Source organism: Actinocrinis sp., assembly GCF_035650855.1.
GTDB lineage: Bacteria > Actinomycetota > Actinomycetes > Streptomycetales > Catenulisporaceae > Actinocrinis.
Window position 1 is genome coordinate 1 of record NZ_DASRGV010000083.1, and the last position, 18,901, is coordinate 18,901.

The 18,901-nt window shown below is 70.5% G+C and carries 18 protein-coding genes and 1 pseudogene; 16 read left to right on the forward strand and 3 right to left on the reverse strand.

Annotation, left to right across the window (positions count from 1 at the left end):
• From VFB40_RS06635 to VFB40_RS06700, 14 genes and pseudogenes are all read left to right on the forward strand, one after another.
• Positions 1 to 777, forward strand: a 777-nt coding sequence (locus VFB40_RS06635; protein WP_324848410.1) for a Ppx/GppA family phosphatase, incomplete at its 5' end; no start/stop codon positions are given.
• A 52-nt stretch (positions 778 to 829) separates the two neighbouring features.
• Positions 830 to 1,768, forward strand: a complete 939-nt coding sequence (locus tag VFB40_RS06640; RefSeq protein WP_324848411.1) for a sugar phosphate isomerase/epimerase family protein — start codon at positions 830 to 832, stop codon at positions 1,766 to 1,768.
• Between the two features lie 31 nt (positions 1,769 to 1,799).
• The gene (gene proC / locus VFB40_RS06645; RefSeq protein ID WP_324848412.1) at positions 1,800 to 2,633 is read left to right on the forward strand and encodes a pyrroline-5-carboxylate reductase; all 834 of its coding nucleotides are present in this window, start codon (positions 1,800 to 1,802) and stop codon (positions 2,631 to 2,633) included.
• A gap of 245 nt (positions 2,634 to 2,878) precedes the next feature.
• Complete coding sequence (locus VFB40_RS06650) at positions 2,879 to 4,273, forward strand: efflux RND transporter periplasmic adaptor subunit (protein ID WP_324848413.1); 1,395 nt, start codon at positions 2,879 to 2,881, stop codon at positions 4,271 to 4,273.
• Positions 4,257 to 5,111 (forward strand): ABC transporter ATP-binding protein, encoded by an 855-nt coding sequence (locus VFB40_RS06655; protein ID WP_324848414.1) that lies wholly within the window; start codon positions 4,257 to 4,259, stop codon positions 5,109 to 5,111. Before VFB40_RS06650 ends, VFB40_RS06655 begins: the two co-directional genes overlap by 17 nt.
• A gap of 13 nt (positions 5,112 to 5,124) precedes the next feature.
• The gene (locus VFB40_RS06660; protein ID WP_324848415.1) at positions 5,125 to 6,309 is read left to right on the forward strand and encodes an ABC transporter permease; all 1,185 of its coding nucleotides are present in this window, start codon (positions 5,125 to 5,127) and stop codon (positions 6,307 to 6,309) included.
• 89 nt (positions 6,310 to 6,398) lie between these two features.
• The gene (locus VFB40_RS06665) at positions 6,399 to 6,764 is read left to right on the forward strand and encodes an effector-associated constant component EACC1 (RefSeq protein ID WP_324848416.1); all 366 of its coding nucleotides are present in this window, start codon (positions 6,399 to 6,401) and stop codon (positions 6,762 to 6,764) included.
• Positions 6,739 to 8,109 (forward strand): caspase family protein, encoded by a 1,371-nt coding sequence (locus VFB40_RS06670; protein WP_324848417.1) that lies wholly within the window; start codon positions 6,739 to 6,741, stop codon positions 8,107 to 8,109. The genes VFB40_RS06665 and VFB40_RS06670 overlap by 26 nt, the downstream gene beginning before the upstream one ends.
• Positions 8,102 to 9,523 (forward strand): annotated as a pseudogene (locus VFB40_RS06675) (Clp protease N-terminal domain-containing protein); the annotation flags it as partial. The gene VFB40_RS06670 and the pseudogene VFB40_RS06675, both read left to right, overlap by 8 nt.
• Positions 9,524 to 9,737: 214 nt before the next feature.
• Positions 9,738 to 10,574, forward strand: coding sequence for a phosphatase (locus VFB40_RS06680; protein WP_324848419.1), 837 nt, complete (start codon positions 9,738 to 9,740; stop codon positions 10,572 to 10,574).
• A gap of 289 nt (positions 10,575 to 10,863) precedes the next feature.
• A complete protein-coding gene (locus VFB40_RS06685; RefSeq protein ID WP_324843020.1) occupies positions 10,864 to 11,127 on the forward strand; it encodes a helix-turn-helix domain-containing protein in 264 nt (87 codons plus the stop codon).
• 186 nt (positions 11,128 to 11,313) lie between these two features.
• Positions 11,314 to 11,412 (forward strand): 30S ribosomal protein bS22, encoded by a 99-nt coding sequence (locus VFB40_RS06690; protein ID WP_018654693.1) that lies wholly within the window; start codon positions 11,314 to 11,316, stop codon positions 11,410 to 11,412.
• Positions 11,413 to 11,602: 190 nt separating this feature from the next.
• Positions 11,603 to 12,784, forward strand: coding sequence for an NAD-dependent epimerase/dehydratase family protein (locus tag VFB40_RS06695; RefSeq protein ID WP_414642047.1), 1,182 nt, complete (start codon positions 11,603 to 11,605; stop codon positions 12,782 to 12,784).
• Positions 12,781 to 13,704, forward strand: a complete 924-nt coding sequence (locus VFB40_RS06700; RefSeq protein WP_324848421.1) for a lysophospholipid acyltransferase family protein — start codon at positions 12,781 to 12,783, stop codon at positions 13,702 to 13,704. The genes VFB40_RS06695 and VFB40_RS06700 overlap by 4 nt, the downstream gene beginning before the upstream one ends.
• Before the next feature lie 86 nt (positions 13,705 to 13,790).
• Here the strand turns inward: VFB40_RS06700 and VFB40_RS06705 are convergent, their stop codons facing one another.
• The 3 genes from VFB40_RS06705 to VFB40_RS06715 all read right to left on the reverse strand — a co-directional run bounded on the left by VFB40_RS06705 (position 13,791) and on the right by VFB40_RS06715 (position 17,615).
• Positions 13,791 to 15,065, reverse strand: a complete 1,275-nt coding sequence (locus VFB40_RS06705; protein ID WP_324848422.1) for a DUF5667 domain-containing protein — start codon at positions 15,063 to 15,065, stop codon at positions 13,791 to 13,793.
• A 323-nt stretch (positions 15,066 to 15,388) separates the two neighbouring features.
• Positions 15,389 to 16,246 carry an ECF subfamily RNA polymerase sigma factor, BldN family gene (locus VFB40_RS06710; RefSeq protein WP_324848423.1) on the reverse strand — a complete coding sequence of 286 codons (858 nt, stop codon included), beginning with the start codon at positions 16,244 to 16,246 and terminating at the stop codon, positions 15,389 to 15,391.
• 478 nt (positions 16,247 to 16,724) lie between these two features.
• Positions 16,725 to 17,615: an HAD family hydrolase gene (locus tag VFB40_RS06715; RefSeq protein ID WP_324848424.1), complete on the reverse strand. Its 891-nt coding sequence runs from the start codon at positions 17,613 to 17,615 to the stop codon at positions 16,725 to 16,727.
• 87 nt (positions 17,616 to 17,702) lie between these two features.
• Between VFB40_RS06715 and VFB40_RS06720 the strand changes: the two genes are divergently transcribed.
• The gene (locus VFB40_RS06720) at positions 17,703 to 17,948 is read left to right on the forward strand and encodes a glutaredoxin family protein (protein ID WP_324848425.1); all 246 of its coding nucleotides are present in this window, start codon (positions 17,703 to 17,705) and stop codon (positions 17,946 to 17,948) included.
• Between the two features lie 328 nt (positions 17,949 to 18,276).
• The coding region (locus VFB40_RS06725; RefSeq protein WP_324848426.1) for a redox-sensing transcriptional repressor Rex at positions 18,277 to 18,901 on the forward strand (625 nt) is incomplete at its 3' end.

Sequence of the window (18,901 nt, forward strand, 5' to 3'; positions counted from 1 at the left end):
CGGCTGGAGTCCTTCGTCGCCGAGTGCGTCGGCATCGCCGAGGACAAGGGCGTGGAGGAGTTCATCGGGTTCGCCACCTCGGCGATCCGGGAGGCGGCCAACGGCGACCAGATACTGCGCGAGATCCGCGAGCGCACCGGCCTCGACCTGGCGGTGCTCGACGGACAGGCCGAGGCGCAGCTCACCTTCCTCGCGGTGCGCCGCTGGTTCGGCTGGTCCTCCGGGCGGCTGCTGGTGCTCGACATCGGCGGCGGCTCGCTGGAAATGGCCTCCGGCTTCGACGAGATGCCCGAGGTGGCCCGCTCGGCTCCGTTCGGCGCGGCGCGGCTGACCAAGGACTGGCTGCCCGGCGATCCGCCCGACGAGGAATCGGTGCGGAAGCTGCGCAAACACGTGCGCGGCGGGATCGCCCGGGTCGTCGGCGACCTAGTGCGCTACGGCCGGCCCGACCGCGTCGTGGCGACCTCGAAGACGTTCCGGCAGCTGGCCCGGGTCGCCGGCGCGGCGCCGAGCGCGGAGGGCGTCTACGTGCCGCGCAGCCTTACGCGCTCGGACCTGCTGGATTGGCTGCCGAAGCTGGCCCGGATGACCGCCGCGGAACGCTCCGAACTGCCGGGCGTGTCCGAGGGTCGCGCCCGGCAGCTGCTGGCCGGCGCGATCGTCGCCGACGCCGCGATGGACCTGTTCGAGACGGACCACGTGGACATCTGCCCGTGGGCGCTGCGAGAAGGCGTGATCCTGCGGCGGCTCGACGGCCTGCCGGACGAGTGGCTCTAGATCGGTCGCGCGAGTTCCAAAACAGGACCCGGGCCCAGGTAGTCTCGGTCACGTGACATGGGCAGTCGGCAGCAGCGGCGAGGCGGCGAGGGTGACCGTGCCCAAGGTCGCCCTCTCGACCATCTCGGTCTACCCGGAGAACACCGCCACCGGCTTCGCCACCGCCGCGCGCCTCGGTTACGACGGCGTCGAGGTGATGGTCACCAACGATCCGGTGAGCCAGTCGATCGATTCGTTGCGGCGGCTGCGCGACGGGCTCGACCTGCCGATCCTGGCCATCCACGCGCCCTGCCTGTTCTGGCTGAACCTGCAGCGCGTGTGGGGCGCCGAGCCGTGGGCGAAACTGGTGAAGGCGCGCGAGGCCGCGGACGCGCTCGGTGCGAAGACCGTGGTGGTGCACCCGCCGTTCGTGTGGCAGACCAAGTACGCGGCCGAATTCGTCGCCGGGATCAAGCGGATGCAGGACGAGACGGACGTGCGGTTCGCCGTCGAGAACATGTATCCCTGGCGCACCCCACGCAACCGGATCGTGCGCGAGCGCGGCGTCGAGGCGTACGCCCCGGGCTGGGATCCGACCGAGCAGGAGTACCCGCACTTCACCCTGGACCTCTCGCACACCGCGACATCGCGCACTGACACGCTGGCGATGCTGGAGCGGATGGGCAGCCGGCTCGCGCACCTGCACCTGGCCGACGGCAGCGGCTCGAACGCCGACGAGCACCTGGTGCCGGGGCGCGGGAACCAGCCGTGCGCGCAGATCCTCGGGCTGCTCGGCCGCAACAACTTCGACGGCAACATCGTGCTCGAGGTCAACACCCGCCGCGCGCTGGACCAGGACGGCCGGGACGTGGACCTGCACGAGGCGCTGCTGTTCGCCCGCCGGCACCTGGCCGGGGCCGCGGCGGTGTCGGCGGCGCCCGAGGTTCCGCAGATCCGGGCGGCGGACGAGGACAGCGCGGCGCAAGTCGCCGACCAGCCGGTGAACAAGTGACCCGACGAGCGAAGGGCGCGTGGTGAGTCAGATGGCGCAGACCGAGGAGCGGGGCGGCGGGCACCAGCGGATCGCCGTGCTCGGCGCGGGCAAGATGGGCGAGGCGCTGGTCTCCGGCGTGCTGCGGGCCGGAAAGCCCGCCGCCGACGTGCTGGTCACCGCGCGGCGCGCCGACCGGGCCGCCGAGCTGGCCGAGCGCTACGGCGTGGCCGCGGTCTCCAACGCCGAGGCGGCCAAGGGCGCGGACACGCTCATCCTCACGGTGAAGCCGCAGGACATGGCCACCTTGCTGGCGGAACTCGCGCCGCACGTGCCCTCCGACCGGCTGGTGATCTCCGGCGCGGCGGGCATCACGACCTCGTTCGTCGCCGAGCGGATCGGCGTGCCCGGGCTGCCGGTGGTGCGGGTCATGACGAACACACCGGTGCTCGTCGACGAGGCGATGTCGGCGATCTCACCGGGTTCGCACGCCACCGACGAGCACCTGCGCCGCACCGAGGAGATCTTCCGGCCAGTCGGCAAGACGGTCCGGGTGCCCGAATCGCAGCAGGACGCGGTTACCGCGCTCTCCGGCTCCGGACCGGCCTACTTCTACTACTTGGTCGAGGCGATGATCGACGCCGGCATCCTGCTCGGCCTTCCGCGGGCCACTGCGCACGAGCTGATCGTGCAGTCGGCGATAGGCGCGGCGGTCATGCTGCGCGACTCGGGAGAGCACCCGGTGAAGCTGCGCGAGGCGGTGACCTCGCCGGCCGGGACGACCATCTCGGCGATCCGGGAGCTCGAGCGGCACAGCGTGCGCGCGGCGCTGCTGGCGGCGCTGGAGGCGGCGCGGGACCGCTCTCGGGAGCTCGCCCAGGGCTGAGTGCGGCCGCGGTGCGGGGCACGTCAACCCTTTTCGGGTCATTACCGGCTGATCACGGTTAGAGCACGACGCTTCCGCGTGATCGACTCGCGGCCTAGTCTGAGGCCACCACCGTCCCACCGGACGCGCTGGACGCTCCGGTGGGACGGCGATGAAGTCCCCGATCTTCCCCCAATCTCTCTCCCAGTCTCCCCCGAACACCCCGGTTCCATCGTCCGAGCGACTGGCTGCTTACGATGTATCGCGTGAGCAGACTATGGGCCGGGGCCGGGCTCCTCCTGACGCTGGCCACGGCGGCCGCCACGCTCGCCGGCTGCACCTCGAACACTGATTCGCAGGTCAAGGTGGCCGCGGTCGGGTACGGCACGGTCGCCCAAGTGGTTCAGGCGCCCGCAAACATCGTGCCCAAGGCGCAGGTCAACCTCAGCGCCCCGGCGGACGGGTCGGTCGCCTCGCTCGCCGTGCAGGACGGTCAGCGGGTGACGGCCGGTCAGCTGCTCGGCGTCGTCGCCTCCCCGGCCGCGCAGCAGCAGCTCGCCGAGGCGAAGAAGGCGCGGGATCAGGCCTCTGCCGCGGGCGGCTCAGGCGTCCAGACCACCGGCGCCGGCTTCACCCGCGCCGAGAACACCGCGCGCAGCAACGCGGACCGCGCTTTCAACCAGGCCAGGACGGCGGCGAAGCAGATCACCGATCCGGCGCTGCGCAAGGCGCTGTTGGACCAGATCTCCGCGACGCAGAGCTCTTATGACGCCGCGATCAACGCGGTCGGCGAGACGATCACCGAGTTCCAGCAGGGACTCGCCTCGGCCTCGCAGGTGCTCGCGGCGCTCGGCCAGGCGCAGCAGACGCAGGCACAGGCGGCCGTGGACGTCGCCCAGCGGACCGTGGACGCGCTGACCATCACCGCACCGATCTCCGGCGTCGTGACGCTCGGCACCGGCCAGGCGAGCGCGGGCAGCGCCGGGCTCGGTTCACTCAGCCAACTGCTGTCCGGCGTGGCCTCCGGTTCCGGCGGCTCCGGATCAGGGGCCGCGGCGCTCGGCTCGGCGGCGGGCGGCGGTTCGGGTTCGGGCGGATCGGCCTCCGGCGGCTCGGTGATCAGCGCGGGCAGCCCGGTTTCGTCGGGCGGGGCGCTGTTCACGATCACCGACGCGTCAAGCCTGTCGGTCACCGCGCAGGTCGACGAGACCGATGTGCTCACCGTGAAGGCCGGGGTCAGCGCGCACATCCAGCTCAACGCGGTGCCCGGCGCGGACTACCAGGGCACGGTCACGGCCGTCGATCCGAACTCCACGACCTCGACCCAGGGCGGCGTCACCTACACCGTGCGGATCAGTCTCGGCACCGGGAAGCTCTCGGACGGATCGACCGCCCCGACGCCGCTGCCGGGCATGAGCGCCATCGCGGACCTCGACGTACTGACCATCCAGCACGCGCTCTCGGTGCCCTCCGCCGCGCTGGTCACGGACGGCAACGTGACCAGCGTGTGGATCGTCGAAGGCGGCGTCGCGCACAAGCAGGCGATCCGGCTCGGTGCGCAGGGCGACAAGACGGTCCAGGTCCTCGGCGGGCTCAGCGAGGGCGACCGGATCGTGATCGCGGGGGCCGACAAGGTCGCCGACGGTGACCACGTTGGCTGACGAGGCGGGCGCCGCGGACCTGTCCGGCGCCGCGATCGAGGCGCGCGATGTGCGCCGGGTCTACAAGCTCGACGGCGTCGAGGTGGCCGCGCTGCGCGGCGTCTCCCTGCGCATCGACGAGGGCGAATATGTGGCGATCACCGGTCCTTCCGGCTCCGGCAAGTCCACGCTCATGCACCTGCTCGGCTGCCTGGACCGGCCGACCTCGGGCACGCTGCTGATCGGCGGCCGCGACATAGCCAAGCTCGGCGACGCGGACCTGGCCCAGGTGCGCAACGAGGAGATCGGCTTCGTCTTCCAGGCCTTCCAGCTCCTCGCGCGTACCTCAGCCCTAGACAACGTGGCGCTGCCGCTGATCTACCGGGGCGTCGGACGCGGCGAGCGGCGGCGGCGGGCGAAGGCGGCGCTGGCGGCGGTGCACCTCGACCACCGGCTCGGACACCGGCCGACCCAGCTCTCCGGCGGCGAACAGCAGCGCGTGGCGATCGCGCGGGCACTGGTCGGCGAGCCGCGGGTGCTGCTGGCCGACGAACCGACCGGCAATCTGGACACCGCCAACGGCGAAGAGGTCATGGCGATCCTGGAGCGGCTGAACCGGGAGCGCGGCGTCGCGGTGGTGCTGGTGACTCATGAGGCTGAGATCGCGAAGCGGGCCCGCAGGCTGATCCGGATCCGCGACGGCGTGATCGTCGAGGACACGGCGACCGCCGCCACCGTGGAGCGTCCTTACCCCGCGGTCGCGCCGGGTGAACCAGGGCTCGATGACACTCTCGTGGACGGCGTCGCGATCACCGAGGACGTCTCGCTGGAGCGCGGCCGGGCGACGGGACAGGTGTGAAGGTGGCACAGCCGTGAATCCGCTGGAATCGCTGCGCGTCGCGGGCGAATCGCTGGCCGCCAACCGGCTGCGCTCGCTGCTGACCATGATCGGCGTGATCATCGGCGTCGCAGCCGTGGTGGTGCTCGTGGCCATCGGCGGCGGCGCGAAGAACATGGTGGAGAACGAGGTCGAGGGCCTCGGCTCGAACATCATCCTGATAGTGCCCGGAAAGTTCGCCTTCGGGACCGCACCCTCGGTCTCCCGGCTGCAGTTCTCAGACATCGATCTCGCCTCGCGCATCGTCGGCTCGCCCGACGACGTCACCGCGAGCATCACCTCCGGCGAGGAGGTGCGCGCCGGGTCGCTGAACTACTTCTCCACCGTGCAGGGCCTCACCCAGACCGTGCCGGAGGTGTTCAACCGGCCTATCGCAGAGGGCGCATACCTGACCAAGGCCGACGTGGACACCGGCGCCCGCGTCGTCGTCCTCGGCGCTGACGTGGCCTCGGCCCTCTTCCCCGGCGAGGATCCGGTCGGTCGCCCGGTGACCATCGCGGGAGTGCGCTTCCGAGTCGTCGGCGTCGCGGTACGACGCGGCTCGGCGTTCGGAGTAAGTCAGGACTCGCAGGTGGACATCCCGATCACCGCGGCGCAGCGGCTGTTCGGCGTCTCCGCGATCCAGGACCTGGCGGTCAAGGCCCCGACGCCGGACCGGATCGGCCCGCTGTCCGACCAGCTGGTCGCGGCGCTGTCCGCAAAGTACCCCGGCGAGCAGTTCTCCGCGGTGACCCAGGACCAGATCCTCGGCACCATCGGCAAGATCCTCTCCCTGCTCACCCTGGTGCTGGCCGCCATCGCCGGGATCTCGCTGCTGGTCGGCGGGGTCGGGGTGTCGAACATCATGCTCGTCGGAGTCAGGGAACGAACACGCGAGATCGGACTGCGCAAGGCGCTCGGCGCCCGGCAGCGCGACGTGATCCTCCAATTCCTCATCGAGGCGGTGCTGCTCACCGCGGTCGGCGGCACCATCGGCATCCTGATCGGCGTCGGGGTCTCCGCCGCGGTCGGCGCGTTCAGCCCGCTGCCCACGGCGATCGCCTGGTGGTCCCCGGCCGTGGCTTTCGCGGTCTCGGTCGCCGTCGGCGTGATCTTCGGCGTGGTTCCGGCCCGCCGCGCCGGCCGCCTCGACCCGGTCGTCGCCTTGCGCACTGATTGACCACCGCCGACGGACTGAGCGATCTCCCTGATAAAAGCCCTGAGCAGCGCCTATCATCGTGCTACGCGCCTCGTGGGAGGGGATGGAACGTGGACGTGAGGCTGACGCTCGAGGGTGGCGCATCGACGTCGAGCGACCTGGAGTCGCTGAGCGATTGGCTGCGCGGCGAACCCGAGTTCTCCGGGCGGGTGAGATTCGTGGGAGCGGCGCCCCGGGACGGCCAGCTGGGCACGCCGCAGGACGCACTGGAGGTCGCGCTCGGCTCCGGCGGGGCGATCTCGGTGCTCGCGCTCTCGCTGAAGGTCTGGCTCTCCCAGCCGCGCCGGGTGAACCTGAAGCTCAGGATTCAGGACGGCGACAAGGTCGTCGAGCTTGACGCCGAGCACGTGAAGGACCAGGACGTGCAGGGCCTCGTGGAGACGACCTTCGATGGCGCGCAGCGCGGCGGGGAGTAAGGCGGCCGAGGCCGCGGTGCGCCTGCCTGATCCGCAACGCTCCCGCGTCTTCCTGCTTGGGACGAGTGCGCACTCTGATGAGGCGCTTCCCGATCTGCCCGCGGTGAAGCAGAGCGTTGAGGATCTGGCGACGGCGCTCACGGACCCGGTGTACGGCATCGTGCCCGCCGAGCACTGCACGCTGCTGGTGGACCAGAGCGACCTGCGCTCGCTCGGCCGCGATCTGCGGACCGCCGCGGCCCAGGCCGAGGACCTGCTGCTGGTGTACTACTCCGGGCACGGCCTGGTCGGCGGTCGGCGACACGAGCTCTACCTGGCCCTACGCGACACAGAGTACGAAGACCCTGATTTCAGCGCGCTGGAATACGACAAGCTGCGCGCCGCCGTGCTGAACAGTCCCGCCACGACCAAGGTGATCGTGCTCGACTGCTGCTTCTCTGGCCGGGTCACAACGGACACCTTGGCGGATCCGGCGACCGAGCTGATCGGCCAGGTGGAGGTGGACGGCACCTACGTCCTCGCCTCGGCGCCGAGGGATCAAGTCGCGCTGATCCTGCCCGGAGAGGAGCACACCGCGTTCACGGGCAGGCTGCTGCGCGTGCTGCGCGAAGGCATGCCGGGCGGCGCGGAATACCTGACGATCGACGACCTCTTCCGCTGGCTGCACTCGAAGATGAAGGCCGAGAACCTCCCGTTGCCGCGTAAGCGCGGCACCGGTCACGCGGACCGCCTCGCGCTCGCGCGCAACCGGGCGTTCGCGGAGACGGCGGCGGTGCTGTTGCGGGAACGGTTTGCCACCGCGGTCCGAGCCTGCGAGGCAGCCGACTGGACGACGGCCGTTGCGCTGCTGCGTGACCTCGAAGAGGAGCAGACGCGCATCCTCGACGCGGATCACGAGGACACCCTGCGCACGAGGCAGTACCTGGCGCATGCGCTCGGCGCGGTCGGCGAGGGCACGGAGAGCGTCAAACGTCTGCGACAGCTGGTCGAGACCCAGTCCGCCGTCCTCGGAGTCGATCATGCGGACACCTTGCGTAGCAGGCAGTTCCTCGCGTTCAACCTCGGCGAGGCAGGCTACCGCGACGAGGCTGTCAGGCTACTGCGAGTGCTGCTGCCGGACCGTAGGCGTCTGTTGGGATCGCAGGACCCGCACACGCTGCGCACTGCACACGTCCTGGCCCGCAACCTCGCGCAGATCGGTGAGCTGGAAGAGGCCGAAGCGGTGCTCTCCGAGGTCGCTGCGGCTCGCGAGAGCGCGCTTGGCGCGGAGGATGCCTACACGGTGCGCGCACGGCGTGACGCTGCTGCCGTGCAGGCCGCCCTGGCGGGAGACGCCGGTGTTTGAGAAGTTCACCGACCGCGCGCGGCGGGTTGTCGTCCTGGCCCAGGAAGAGGCCCGGATGCTCAACCACAACTACATCGGCACCGAGCACATCCTGCTCGGCCTGATCCGCGAGGGTGAGGGGCTCGCCGCCAAGGCGCTCGAGTCGTTGGGCATCTCCCTTGAGGCGGTGCGCGAGAAGATCGAGGAGATCGTCGGTCTCGGCCTGCTGACCCCGGAAGGGCACCTCGCGCTCACCCCGCGCGCCACAAAGGTGCTCGAGCTTTCGCTGCGCGAGGCGTCGCAGCTCGGCCTCAACTACATCGGCACCGAGCACATCCTGCTCGGTCTCATCCGCGAGGGTGAGGGCGTGGCCGCCCAGGTCCTCGCCAAGCGCGGCGCGGATCTTGACGCGGTACGCCAGCAGATAATTCAGCTGCAACAGCGATCCGAACCACCGCAGCCCGGCGGGGTCACTGCGGTTCTCGCGCCGAGCATTCTTCCGGCCTCGGAGTTGCTCGATCGATACGGGCGCAACCTGACTCAAGCGGCCCGTGAGGGCAGGCTCTACCCGATCATCGGGCGCGAGAAGGAGACGGAGCGCGTCATGCAGGTGATCTCCCGACGCACAAAGAACACCCCGGTGCTCGTCGGCGAGCCCGGCGTCGGCAGGTCCGCAGTGGTCGAGAGGCTGGCTCAGGCGATCGTCGTCGGCGAGGTGCCGGCGATGCTTCGGGACCGCACCGTTTATGCATTGGATCCCGGTGCACTGCAAGACGAGGCTCGCGGCGGGGGCGATGCCTCCGAGAGGTGGAAGGCGATCGTTCGGGAGATCACGACCCGTGGCGACGTCATCCTGTTCATCGAGGAGATCCACGACCTGGTGGCCGTCCTGCCGGCCTTCAGGGCGGCGTTGATCGCGGGCACGCTGCAAGTCATCGGAGCGACCACGCCGGAGAAGTACCAGCAGCTGGAGCAGGACTTCGCGCTGAACCAGCAGCTTCAGCAGATTCCGGTCGCCGGGTTGTCCGTGGCGCACACCGTAGAGATCCTCAAAGGCCAGCGCGACTGGTACGAGGCACACCATGGCGCGCTGATCTCCGATTCGACGCTCGTCCTCGCGGCGACGCTGGCCGACCGCTATCTACCGAACCGGCCGCTGCTCGGCAAGGCGCTCGACCTGATCGACGAGGCCGGCGCGCGGATGCGCACTCGCCAGCTGGTCCCGCCTCCGGACCTGCGTGAATTCGACGAGCAGATCACCGTCATCCGCCGGGACAAGGAGTCCGCGATCGACGCGCAGGACTTCGACACCGCCCGCGCACTACGCGATCAGGAGAAGGCGCTGATGGCTGCCAAGGCCAGACGAGAGCAGGAGTGGAAGGAATCGCAAAGCCTTGACGCGTTGATCGAGATCACGGACGCGGAGATCGAGGAGGCGTTCGAGTTCATCGTCGGGGAGTCGATGGCGGCGGCGCTGACGATGGGCGGCGGCTGGCGGCGCGGCGGCGGTGGACAGCCCGTGGTCGACTTCGGCGACGAGGACCCTGGCGAGGTGTGGACCCTCGCCTGAAGCCGGTGAAGCAGTGCCAAACGATCAAATTGATCCAAATCCGCGCCCTGGCGCCCGGCGGCCGGTTACCCTCGACGATATGAGCGCTCTGGTTCCGGTCCTCGCAGAACAGCTCGACCCGACCCGTGCGGCCCTGGTCGAGCATCTGACGGCGACCGGGATGGCGGGCCGGGTCGCCACGCCGCGGGAGAACAACCTGCTGCATTACCGGCTGCTGGCCGACCGCGATCCGTACTACCTCCTCGGCCTCGACCCTTCCGTGCACTGGACCCGCGACTCGGTGCTCGAGCTGATGGTCCGCAAGGTCGGCGTCAGTCCTCTGCTGAACCACCGCTCGGGGCAGGACACCATCGACCCGGACCGCACCGCCGACGCGCTGGACCGGTACGCCGCGCGCTTCGGCGTCGCGCTGCGTGATCGGCAGCGGGTGCTGTTCGCCACTGGGCATCCGCGCAATCTCGGCCCGCTCTACCAGCGCTTCGCCGCGCGGCTTCGGGAGGCCGGCGGGACCGTGGTGGAGGCGGCGCAGGGGTGGTCCTACGACGCCGCGACGCACTATGGCCGCAAGCGGCTGGAGATCCGGTACGACCTCGGTGTCGCAATGGTCGAAGATCCCGGGGGGCCGGTGCACAGCCACGCCGCCCGGCCGATCCGCGCGGTGCTCGCCGAGCTGGCCGCGCGCCGCGAGCCGCTGCCCGATCTGGTACTCGCCGACCACGGCTGGTGCGGCGGCGCGGCGCAGGCCGGGGTGGACGCGATCGGCTTCGCGGACTGCAACGACCCGGCTCTGTTCGTCGGCGAGGACGAGGGAACCGTACAGGTGGCGGTGCCCTTGGACGACGGGCTCGGCCCGGAGCAGTATGAGCTGCTCGGCGACTACGTGCTCGCGCGGGCGCAACTCGTCGCGCAGGGCTAGAGTCTGGCCAGTACGGTCTGCGGAAGGTAAAGGCGCGGTGCGCCGCTCACCCGTTCGATCGGTTCGTGCCGATCAAGATTGAGTACCCCTCGCCGCCACCGGCGCAAACCGGCGCAAGTTTCACTTTGGCAGCGTAATGACGAAGTAGGGATATCCCCATAATTCGGAATCGCTCTCCCCATTCGCACCAGCGGCAACTACTGTGGGAGACGACACGCACACGCGTATGGACTATCGGACGGAGGGGATGCCGGTGTCAACGCGCCTGCGCGAAAGGTGGATGACCCAGATGCCCAATGCCCAGTCGTCCGGGCCGGAGTCGGCCGCTGACGCCCCAAAGGCGCCGCAGCTGTTCGGCGACGGGACGGCGTTAGAGGACGTGAGCTTCCTCACGGTGGCCGAGGTCGCCGGGGTGATGCGGGTCTCCAAGATGACCGTCTACCGGATGGTCCATTCCGGAGAGCTGAGCGCGGTACGGGTCGGACGCTCGTTCCGGGTGCCGGCCAAGGCGGTCCGCGAGTATCTGTCCGGCGCCTACGTGGGCACCGAGTAAGCCGACGGGGAAGGCGGGCTCGAGCCGATCGCGAACCCGACGTCTGACACGTTCAGGCGCCGCGCCGCGAGCCCGGTTCGAGTCCGCCTTCACCACGACATTCCCGCGGCGTTATCGGGCGCTGCCGCGGGCGGGTACCCTGGATCCCTGTCGTCACAACCGTGAAGAAGTGAGCGAGGGTTCCAAGTGGGCTCGGTCATCAAGAAGCGCCGCAAGCGCATGGCCAAGAAGAAGCACCGCAAGCTGCTGAAGAAGACGCGCATCCAGCGTCGCAACAAGAAGTAAGCCGCGGCGGCGCATCTGTCATGAGGCGAGCGGCCGCGGTCTTGGTGTCCGGCGGCGGTGAAATCGCCGCCGGTTCGGCCCTACCCCGGCCTTGTGGCGCGGCGTTACCGTCAGGCGGACAGCAGCTGGACGGCCGTGCCGCGCATCTCGCAGCACCTCCGGCGGATTTCACGCAGCGGCTCAGGAGGCGGTGGCGCGGTTGAGCGGTTCCGGGACCATCCTGGTGACGGGCGCGGCCCGGCGGCTCGGCGCGGCCGTGTTGCGGGACCTGCTGCGCCAAGGCGTGCCGGGAGACCCGCCGGTCGACCGGATCGTCGCGGTGGACCTGCGCGAACCGCTGCCGGAGGACCGGGTCGAGGGCGTCGAGACCGTCGCCGCCGACCTGCGCACACCCGAAATCGCCTCCCTCATCGCCCGGGTGCGCCCGCATACGGTGCTGCATCTGGACGTGCTGGCCGCGCCGTCACAGGCCGGCGGCCGCACGGTGATGAAGGAACGCAACGTCATCGGCACGATGCAGCTGCTCGCCGCCTGCCAGAAGGCACCGAGCGTGCGCCGCCTCGTGATCAAGTCCTCGGCGGCGGTCTACGGCTGCGCGCCGCGCGATCCCGCGCTGTTCACCGAGGACACCCAGCCGCATCGGCCGCCGCGCGCGGGCTACGGCAAGGACGTGACCGAGGTCGAGGGCTACGTGCGCGGATTCTCGCGGCGCCGCCCCGACGTCGCGGTCACCATCCTGCGGTTCGCCAACTTTCTCGGCCCGGACGTGCAGACCGCGTTCGTCGACTACCTGTCGCTGCCGGTGCTGCCGACCGTGCTCGGCTTCGATCCGCGGCTGCAGTTCGTGCACATCGACGACGTCGTGCAGGCGGTCCGCATCGCGGCCGGGGACACCCATCCGGGCACGTACAACATCGCCGGCTCCGGCCTGCTGACGATCTCGCAGATCGCGCGCCGCCTCGGCAAACCGACCGCGCCGATCCCCGCGTTCGCCACGTCCACGTTCGGGGCGCTGCTCAAGCGCGCCGGGGTGGCCGACTTCACCGGCGACCAACTCAGCCTGCTGACGTACGGCCGGGTGCTCGACACCGAGCGGATGGTCGCGCGCCTCGGCTTCAAACCGCAGTACTCGACCGCGGAGGCGGTGTCCGCGCACGCCGAGGCGGCCGGGCTGCGCCCGCTGATCTCGCGGCGGTCGGTCGCGGCGGTCGAGCAGCGGCTCACCGCGCTGCTCGCCGGGCGTGCCGTGCGCCGGGAGAGCCGGCTGCTGAGCGAGGATGACGTTGACCTGGCCGACGACAACAACGGCCGGGGCTACGCCGAGGACGCGCCGCGTCAGGACGACGCGGCCGACTGGAGGGAGGACGGATGAGCGAGCAGACGACACAGCAGCGCGCCGCCGGCCGCCCGCCGACGGACGTGATCGACTCGGTCGGCCGGTTGATCGGCGGTCCGGACTGGGAGCGGCGCGCGGCGCGCGGCCTGGCTTTCCTGCGCCGGCGGATCACCGGGGACTACGAGGTCGACGAGTTCGGCTTCGACGCCGAGCTGACGGAGAACGTGCTGCTCGGTGCGTTCCGGCCGCTGTACGAGCGTTACTTCCGGGTGGAAACCCGGGGTCTCGACCACGTGCCGGACAAGGGCGGCGTGCTGATCGTCGCAAACCACTCCGGCACGCTCCCGCTGGACGCGGTCATGACCCAGGTCGCGCTGGCCGACCACCATCCGGCACACCGGCACCTGCGGATGCTGGCCGCCGACGTGGTCTTCACGATGCCGTTCGTCGGTGAACTGGCCCGCAAGGCCGGGCACACCCTCGCCTGCAATCCGGACGCCGAACGGCTGCTGTGCAGCGGCGAGGTGGTGGGCGTGTGGCCGGAGGGCTTCAAGGGCATCGGCAAGCCCTTCGCCGACCGGTACCGGCTCCAGCGCTTCGGCCGCGGCGGCTTCGTCTCGGCGGCGCTGCGCACCGGCACCCCGATCATCCCGACCGCGATCGTCGGCGCCGAGGAGATCTACCCCAAGATCGGCGACATCAAGCCCTTGGCACGGTTGCTGAACCTGCCGTACATCCCGGTCACCCCCACCTTCCCGTGGCTGGGGCCGCTCGGGATGATCCCGCTGCCGTCGAAGTGGTACATCGCGTTCGGCGAGCCGATCGAGACCTCCGGCTACGACCCGGGCGCCGCGGACGACCCGATGCTCGTGTTCAACCTGACCGACCAGGTGCGCGAGACGATCCAGGACACGCTGTACCGGCTGCTGCTCCAGCGCCGCTCGGTGTTCTTTTAGCAGCGCGGTTCTCTTAGAGCGGCGGTCTACTAGAGCGACGGTCTCCTCAGGGCGCTGCCTTTCGGCAGCGCCCTTGCCGCGAGGCGTCAGTCGGTCGGCGAGGCGGTGGAGCCGGAGCCGCCCAGGCCGAGGTCGATGCCGGGCAGGCCGGGCAGCAGCGGGGGCAGGTTGATGCCCGTGGACGGCAGTATCGGCAGCGGAAGCTGAACCCCTATCGTCGGCGTCGCCGAGGCGGAGGGCTGCGCGCTGGGGCTCGCGCCGGGGCTGCTCGACGCTTCGCCGGACGGCATGGCGCTGGGGCTGTGCGCGGCCGACGACTGGCCCGCGTGCGAGGGCGAGCCGTGCGCCGCGCCCGGGCCGCCGCCGGTGCCGCCGCCGGGCTCGATGCCGGAACTCGGCGTCGGCGCCGCTCCTGGGTGCGGCATCGCGGCCGCCGCCTGCTGGAGCTGCCGGTAGAGGTCGTCCATCAGCGCCACGATCTGCGCCGGGCGCTTCTGCAGGGTCAGCGGCAGCTGCCAGGTCAGGTCCACCACCCGCTGCCGCTCGGTGAGCAGGAAGTCGGACAGCGCGTGCAAGGCCTGCTCGTCGCCGTGCTGGCGCACCTGGTCCAGCAGCAGCTGGCCGCCGTCGCCGATCATCGTCTGAAGGTCCGTCAGCGCCTGGTCCAGGTACGCCGCGGTCGGCGAGCCCGGCACGTCGGCGTCGCGGCGGGAGAGCAGCGCGTCGATCTCGGACAGCCGGATGTCCGCGAGGTGCAGGTACTGGCCGCCGCGGTCGGTGGGCGAGCCGGACAGCGAGAGCTGGATGTTCTCGAACATCTTCTTAGCGCTGTACAGCGGGTCGCCGGGCACCGCGCCGGCGGAGGCGATGGCGATGCCGCCGACCGAGCCGGTCGCGACCGCCACGCCGACGCCCGCGGCCAGCAGCCGCCGCCGCCAGGCCGCCGAGATGCCGGTGTGCGAGGGGCGCGCCGAGACCGGCCGGCGCAGTCCCGCGTGCCGGCCGCCGCGCTGCGCGGGCACCTGGGTCTTGGCCGGGCCTGTGGCCAGCTCGGGGGTGAGCCGCACCAGCCGCTCGCGCAGCTGGGCGCGGAACGCCTCGTCCATGCCGGGCAGGGCCGCATTGGCCCGCTCGACCCGCTGGGCCACCGCGACCAAGGTCGCCAGCTGGGCGGCGGGCGCGGATCCGGGACCGTCCGACGCGGAGTCGTACGCCGATGCCGCGGCGTTCGCGTGAGCGCGCCGCGTCCCCGCGCCGCGGGAGCCGCCGGATCGCGCGCCGCTCAGCGCGAGGTCGAACTCCTCCGCGAGTCGGCGCTCGCCGGATCCCGACTGCCGAGCGCTGCCCCAGTGCTGTGCCATTCGCCTGCCACCTCCTTAAGCCTTCCAAGACGGCCGGGCCACCGCCGAGGGCCGGTTGCCCTGAGCCGCCGACGCCAGTTTGACTCGCCCCGACTGGGCAAGGTTGTGCCCTGGTCGGCATCCCGGACGCGATCGCGGAGCAATTTCACCCGGACGAGTGGATCGTGCAATTGCTCCTGCACATCCGGTGTTTCCGCGTGTCGGACCGGTTACCCCGCGCAACGACGGCGATACGCGCCGAGTTACGCGAGTGAAGCCCTCCAGGGGGCGCCGCGCGAGGCGCGCCATCACACGTTCGTCGGTAAAGCCGGTACTACTCGCGGTCACCGCAGCGATTCCACCGGTAGCAGCCGGGCCAGGGTGCGGATCGCCCGATATTGCAGGGTTTTGATCGCACCGTCGTTCTTTCCCATGATCTTCGCCGTCTCGGCGACCGAGAGGCCGTGCAGGAAGCGCAGCGTCACGCACTCCTGCTGCTGGGAGTTGAGCTGGCAGACGGCGTCGAGCAGCGCCTTGTTGGACAAGTACGCCAGGACGCTGTCCTCCGGCGAAGCAACGGTGTCGTCCGAGTCGAGCATCTCGCCGGTCGGCACCTCGAGCCGGTAGCGGCTGGACTTGAAGTGGTCGGCCACCAGGTTGCGGGCGATGGTCACCAGCCAGGCGCCGAAGTCGCGGCCCTGCCAGGTGAAGGTGCCGATGCGGCGCAGCGCGCGCAGGAAGGTCTCGCTGGTCAGGTCCTCGGCCAGCGGCTTGTTGCTGACCCGGTAGTAGATGTAGCGGTAGACGGTGTCCGAGTAGGCGTCGTAGAGCTGCCCGAACGCCTCGCCGTCGCCGTCCTGGGCCAGTTCGACGAGGGCCAGCATCCGCAGCGACTCGGCGTCCTGGCCGCGCTCGTCGTAGCCGTTGTGGTCGGCGCCCCGCTGCCGCGGCGTGCGGGCGCGCGAGTGGCCGTGCTCCGGACGGGTCTGCTCCTGCCCGGCCGGCGCGTGCGCAGGCAGCGATCGGCCCGCGGCACCCGGATCGGGCTGCGGCGCGGGCAGTTCTTCAGGCGGCGAAGCAGGGGGCTCGAGCGAGCGCGCGGCGGCTCCCGGCCGGTACGGGACCGCCGAGGCCGTCATCGCGGCCACGGCCGACCGCAGGCCGGACAAGCCGACGGCGTCGGCCCTGACGTCTCGATGCACGGGACTCCAGCTGTTCGGGGGCTGCATCAGTCCGGCGCGCGAGGATGCCGCTTCGGTTCCCCTCGTGCGGAACTGCCTAACCAACGGCCACCCCGCCGCGCCGGACGGGGCAGGCGGTGTGGCGCCGCAGCACCGGTCCGCGTGGGCTGCGGACCGCCGGTCGCGTTCGGCGAAGCCGATCATGACCGAGCGTGCGGAGGCGATCACCGCTCGTGGGCCGTTCCCACATCGTAGGGAAAATCACTCCCCTCGTGTGTGGGTTTGGCACGACCGGCCCGGATCGACCGAGCGCGACACGAGAATACCGCTTCGTGTCCGTGAAGTTACTGCACGTGTGCAGAGCGTGGGAAGGCGCACGTCTCAAGCTTGGCCGAGCGACTGAGGGCGTGTCATCCGCCACGCAGACGATTTATGAACGAACCGTCAACTGACGGTGGTTCAGTGGTTCAGTATCTCAATGGTTCAGTAGGTCAGTGATTCAGCCGGCAATCGTGTCGGTCGCCTCGCGGCGACGCCCGGCGCGGCGCAGCGCGGCGCCGGCCGCTACGACGCCTGCCGTCGCACCGACGGCGGCGGAGCCCGGCAAGCCGATGCGCATCAGGCGTACGCCGGTGCGGTAATCGATGACCGGCCAGCCCTGCTCCTGTGCGTAGTGTCGCAGCTTGTGGTCCGGGTTGACCGCGTGCGGGTGCCCGACGGAGTTGAGCATCGGCAGGTCGTTCGCCGAGTCGGAGTACGCGTGGCAGGAGGCCAGTGGGTAGCCCTCGCGTTCGGCCAGCGCCCGCATCGCCTCGCCCTTGGCCGGGCCGTGCAGCACGTCTCCGCAGATGCGTCCGGAGTAGACGCCGTCCACGGTCTCGGCCACGGTGCCCAGCGCCCCGGTGAAGCCGAGTCGGACGGCGGTGATGCTCGCCAGCTCGAACGGGGCCGCCGTCAGCAGCCAGACCGGCTCGCCGCGGTTCAGGTGCGCCTGCGCCAGCGCACGGGTGCCCGGCCAGATCTTGCGCTCGAGGTAGTCGTCGAAGATCCGGTGGCAGATGTCGGTCATCTCGTCCGCGGTGCGCCCGGCGACGAAGGACAGCGCGCGCTCCCGCGTGGACTCCACCTGCTCGTGGCGCTCGCCGCGGACCCGGAAGGTCAGCTGGCCCCAGCCGAACCTGGCGATGTCCCGGCCGGTCAGCAGCCGGTGCGCGGCGAGGCCGCGGGCCAGGTGGAACAGCGAGGCGCCCTGGATCAGCGTGTTGTCCAGGTCGAAGAAGGCCGCGGTGCGCGGGCCGTGGCCGGGCGGATCGGACGGATTCGCGTCACCCGGCGCGGGCCGAAGCAGCTTGAATTCGGCGAGCGCGGGTGCGTCGAGGCCGGTTGCCATGCTTGTAGACCATACTCGCAACACGGTAACTCCACGTTCGGCTTTGATGCCTGCTTGGTTACGGCCTTGCGACTACTGTGCGAGGGTATGGAGTCCCAGTCCCCTCGGATCACCTTGATCGGCAAGCCCGGTTGTCACCTGTGCGACGACGCCCGCGCCGTGGTCGCCCGCGTCGCCGCGGAGTTGGGCGTCGGCTGGACCGAACTCGACATCACCCGGGACGAGTCTCTCGCCGAGCAGTACTGGGAGCAGATCCCGGTGACGTTGGTGGACGGCCGCCGGCACGACTACTGGCGGGTGGACGAGGCGCGGCTGCGCGCCGCACTGCGTTGAATCAGACACTGCGTTGAATCAGACTGCGTGATAATCCTTGTCGCGCATCGTCCGGCAGTGAGCTGGTGTTTCGCCTAGAACAGCGCTAAAGCCGCTGTGACTTCAGTCGCATCGCGCGCGGGTCCGGCGGCGCAGCGGGTCCGTCTGACCTGGTCAGTGTGCAGGTCAGCGCACAAATCAGATGATAGTAGACTTTTCGGGCAATTCGGGAACGCACTTTGTGCGTGCGTTCACAAGGTCTTACGCTGTCGGGCAGGTGCTGAGGCAGACCCACAATCGTGGCGCGCTCCGGCAACAGTCCCACCGCGACAGCGCCTTCAGGAGCACGATGGCCACCTTGCGTACCCAAGGCCCCAGGGGCGAAGGCCCCACGGACCGCGGCGGCGAAGGGCCCGCGGGCCGCGCCTCGGCCATTCCAGAGGCGACCGTGGCCCGGCTTCCGGTGTACCTGCGTGCGCTACGGGCGCTGGCCGAGCGCGGTACCGCGACCGCCTCCTCCGAGGAACTGGCGACCATCGCCGGAGTCAACTCCGCCAAGTTGCGCAAGGATCTCTCCTACCTCGGCTCGTACGGAACCCGTGGCGTCGGCTACGACGTCGAGTACCTCATCTACCAGATCTCCCGCGAGCTCGGCCTCTCCCAGGACTGGCCGGTCGCCATCATCGGCATCGGCAACCTCGGGCACGCCCTGGCCAACTACGGCGGCTTCGTCAGTCGCGGCTTCCGCATCGCCGCGCTGCTCGACGCCGACCCGCGGCTGTCCGGCAACCGGGTCGCCGGCCTGGTGATCCGGCACATCGACGAGCTCGACGAGGTCATCGCCGACAACGGCATCTCCATCGCGGTGATCGCGGTGCCGCCCGAGGCCGCCCAGGAGGTGGCGAACCGGCTGGTGGCCGCGGGCGTGACCTCCATCCTGAACTTCGCCCCCGCCGTGGTGACGGTGCCGGAGG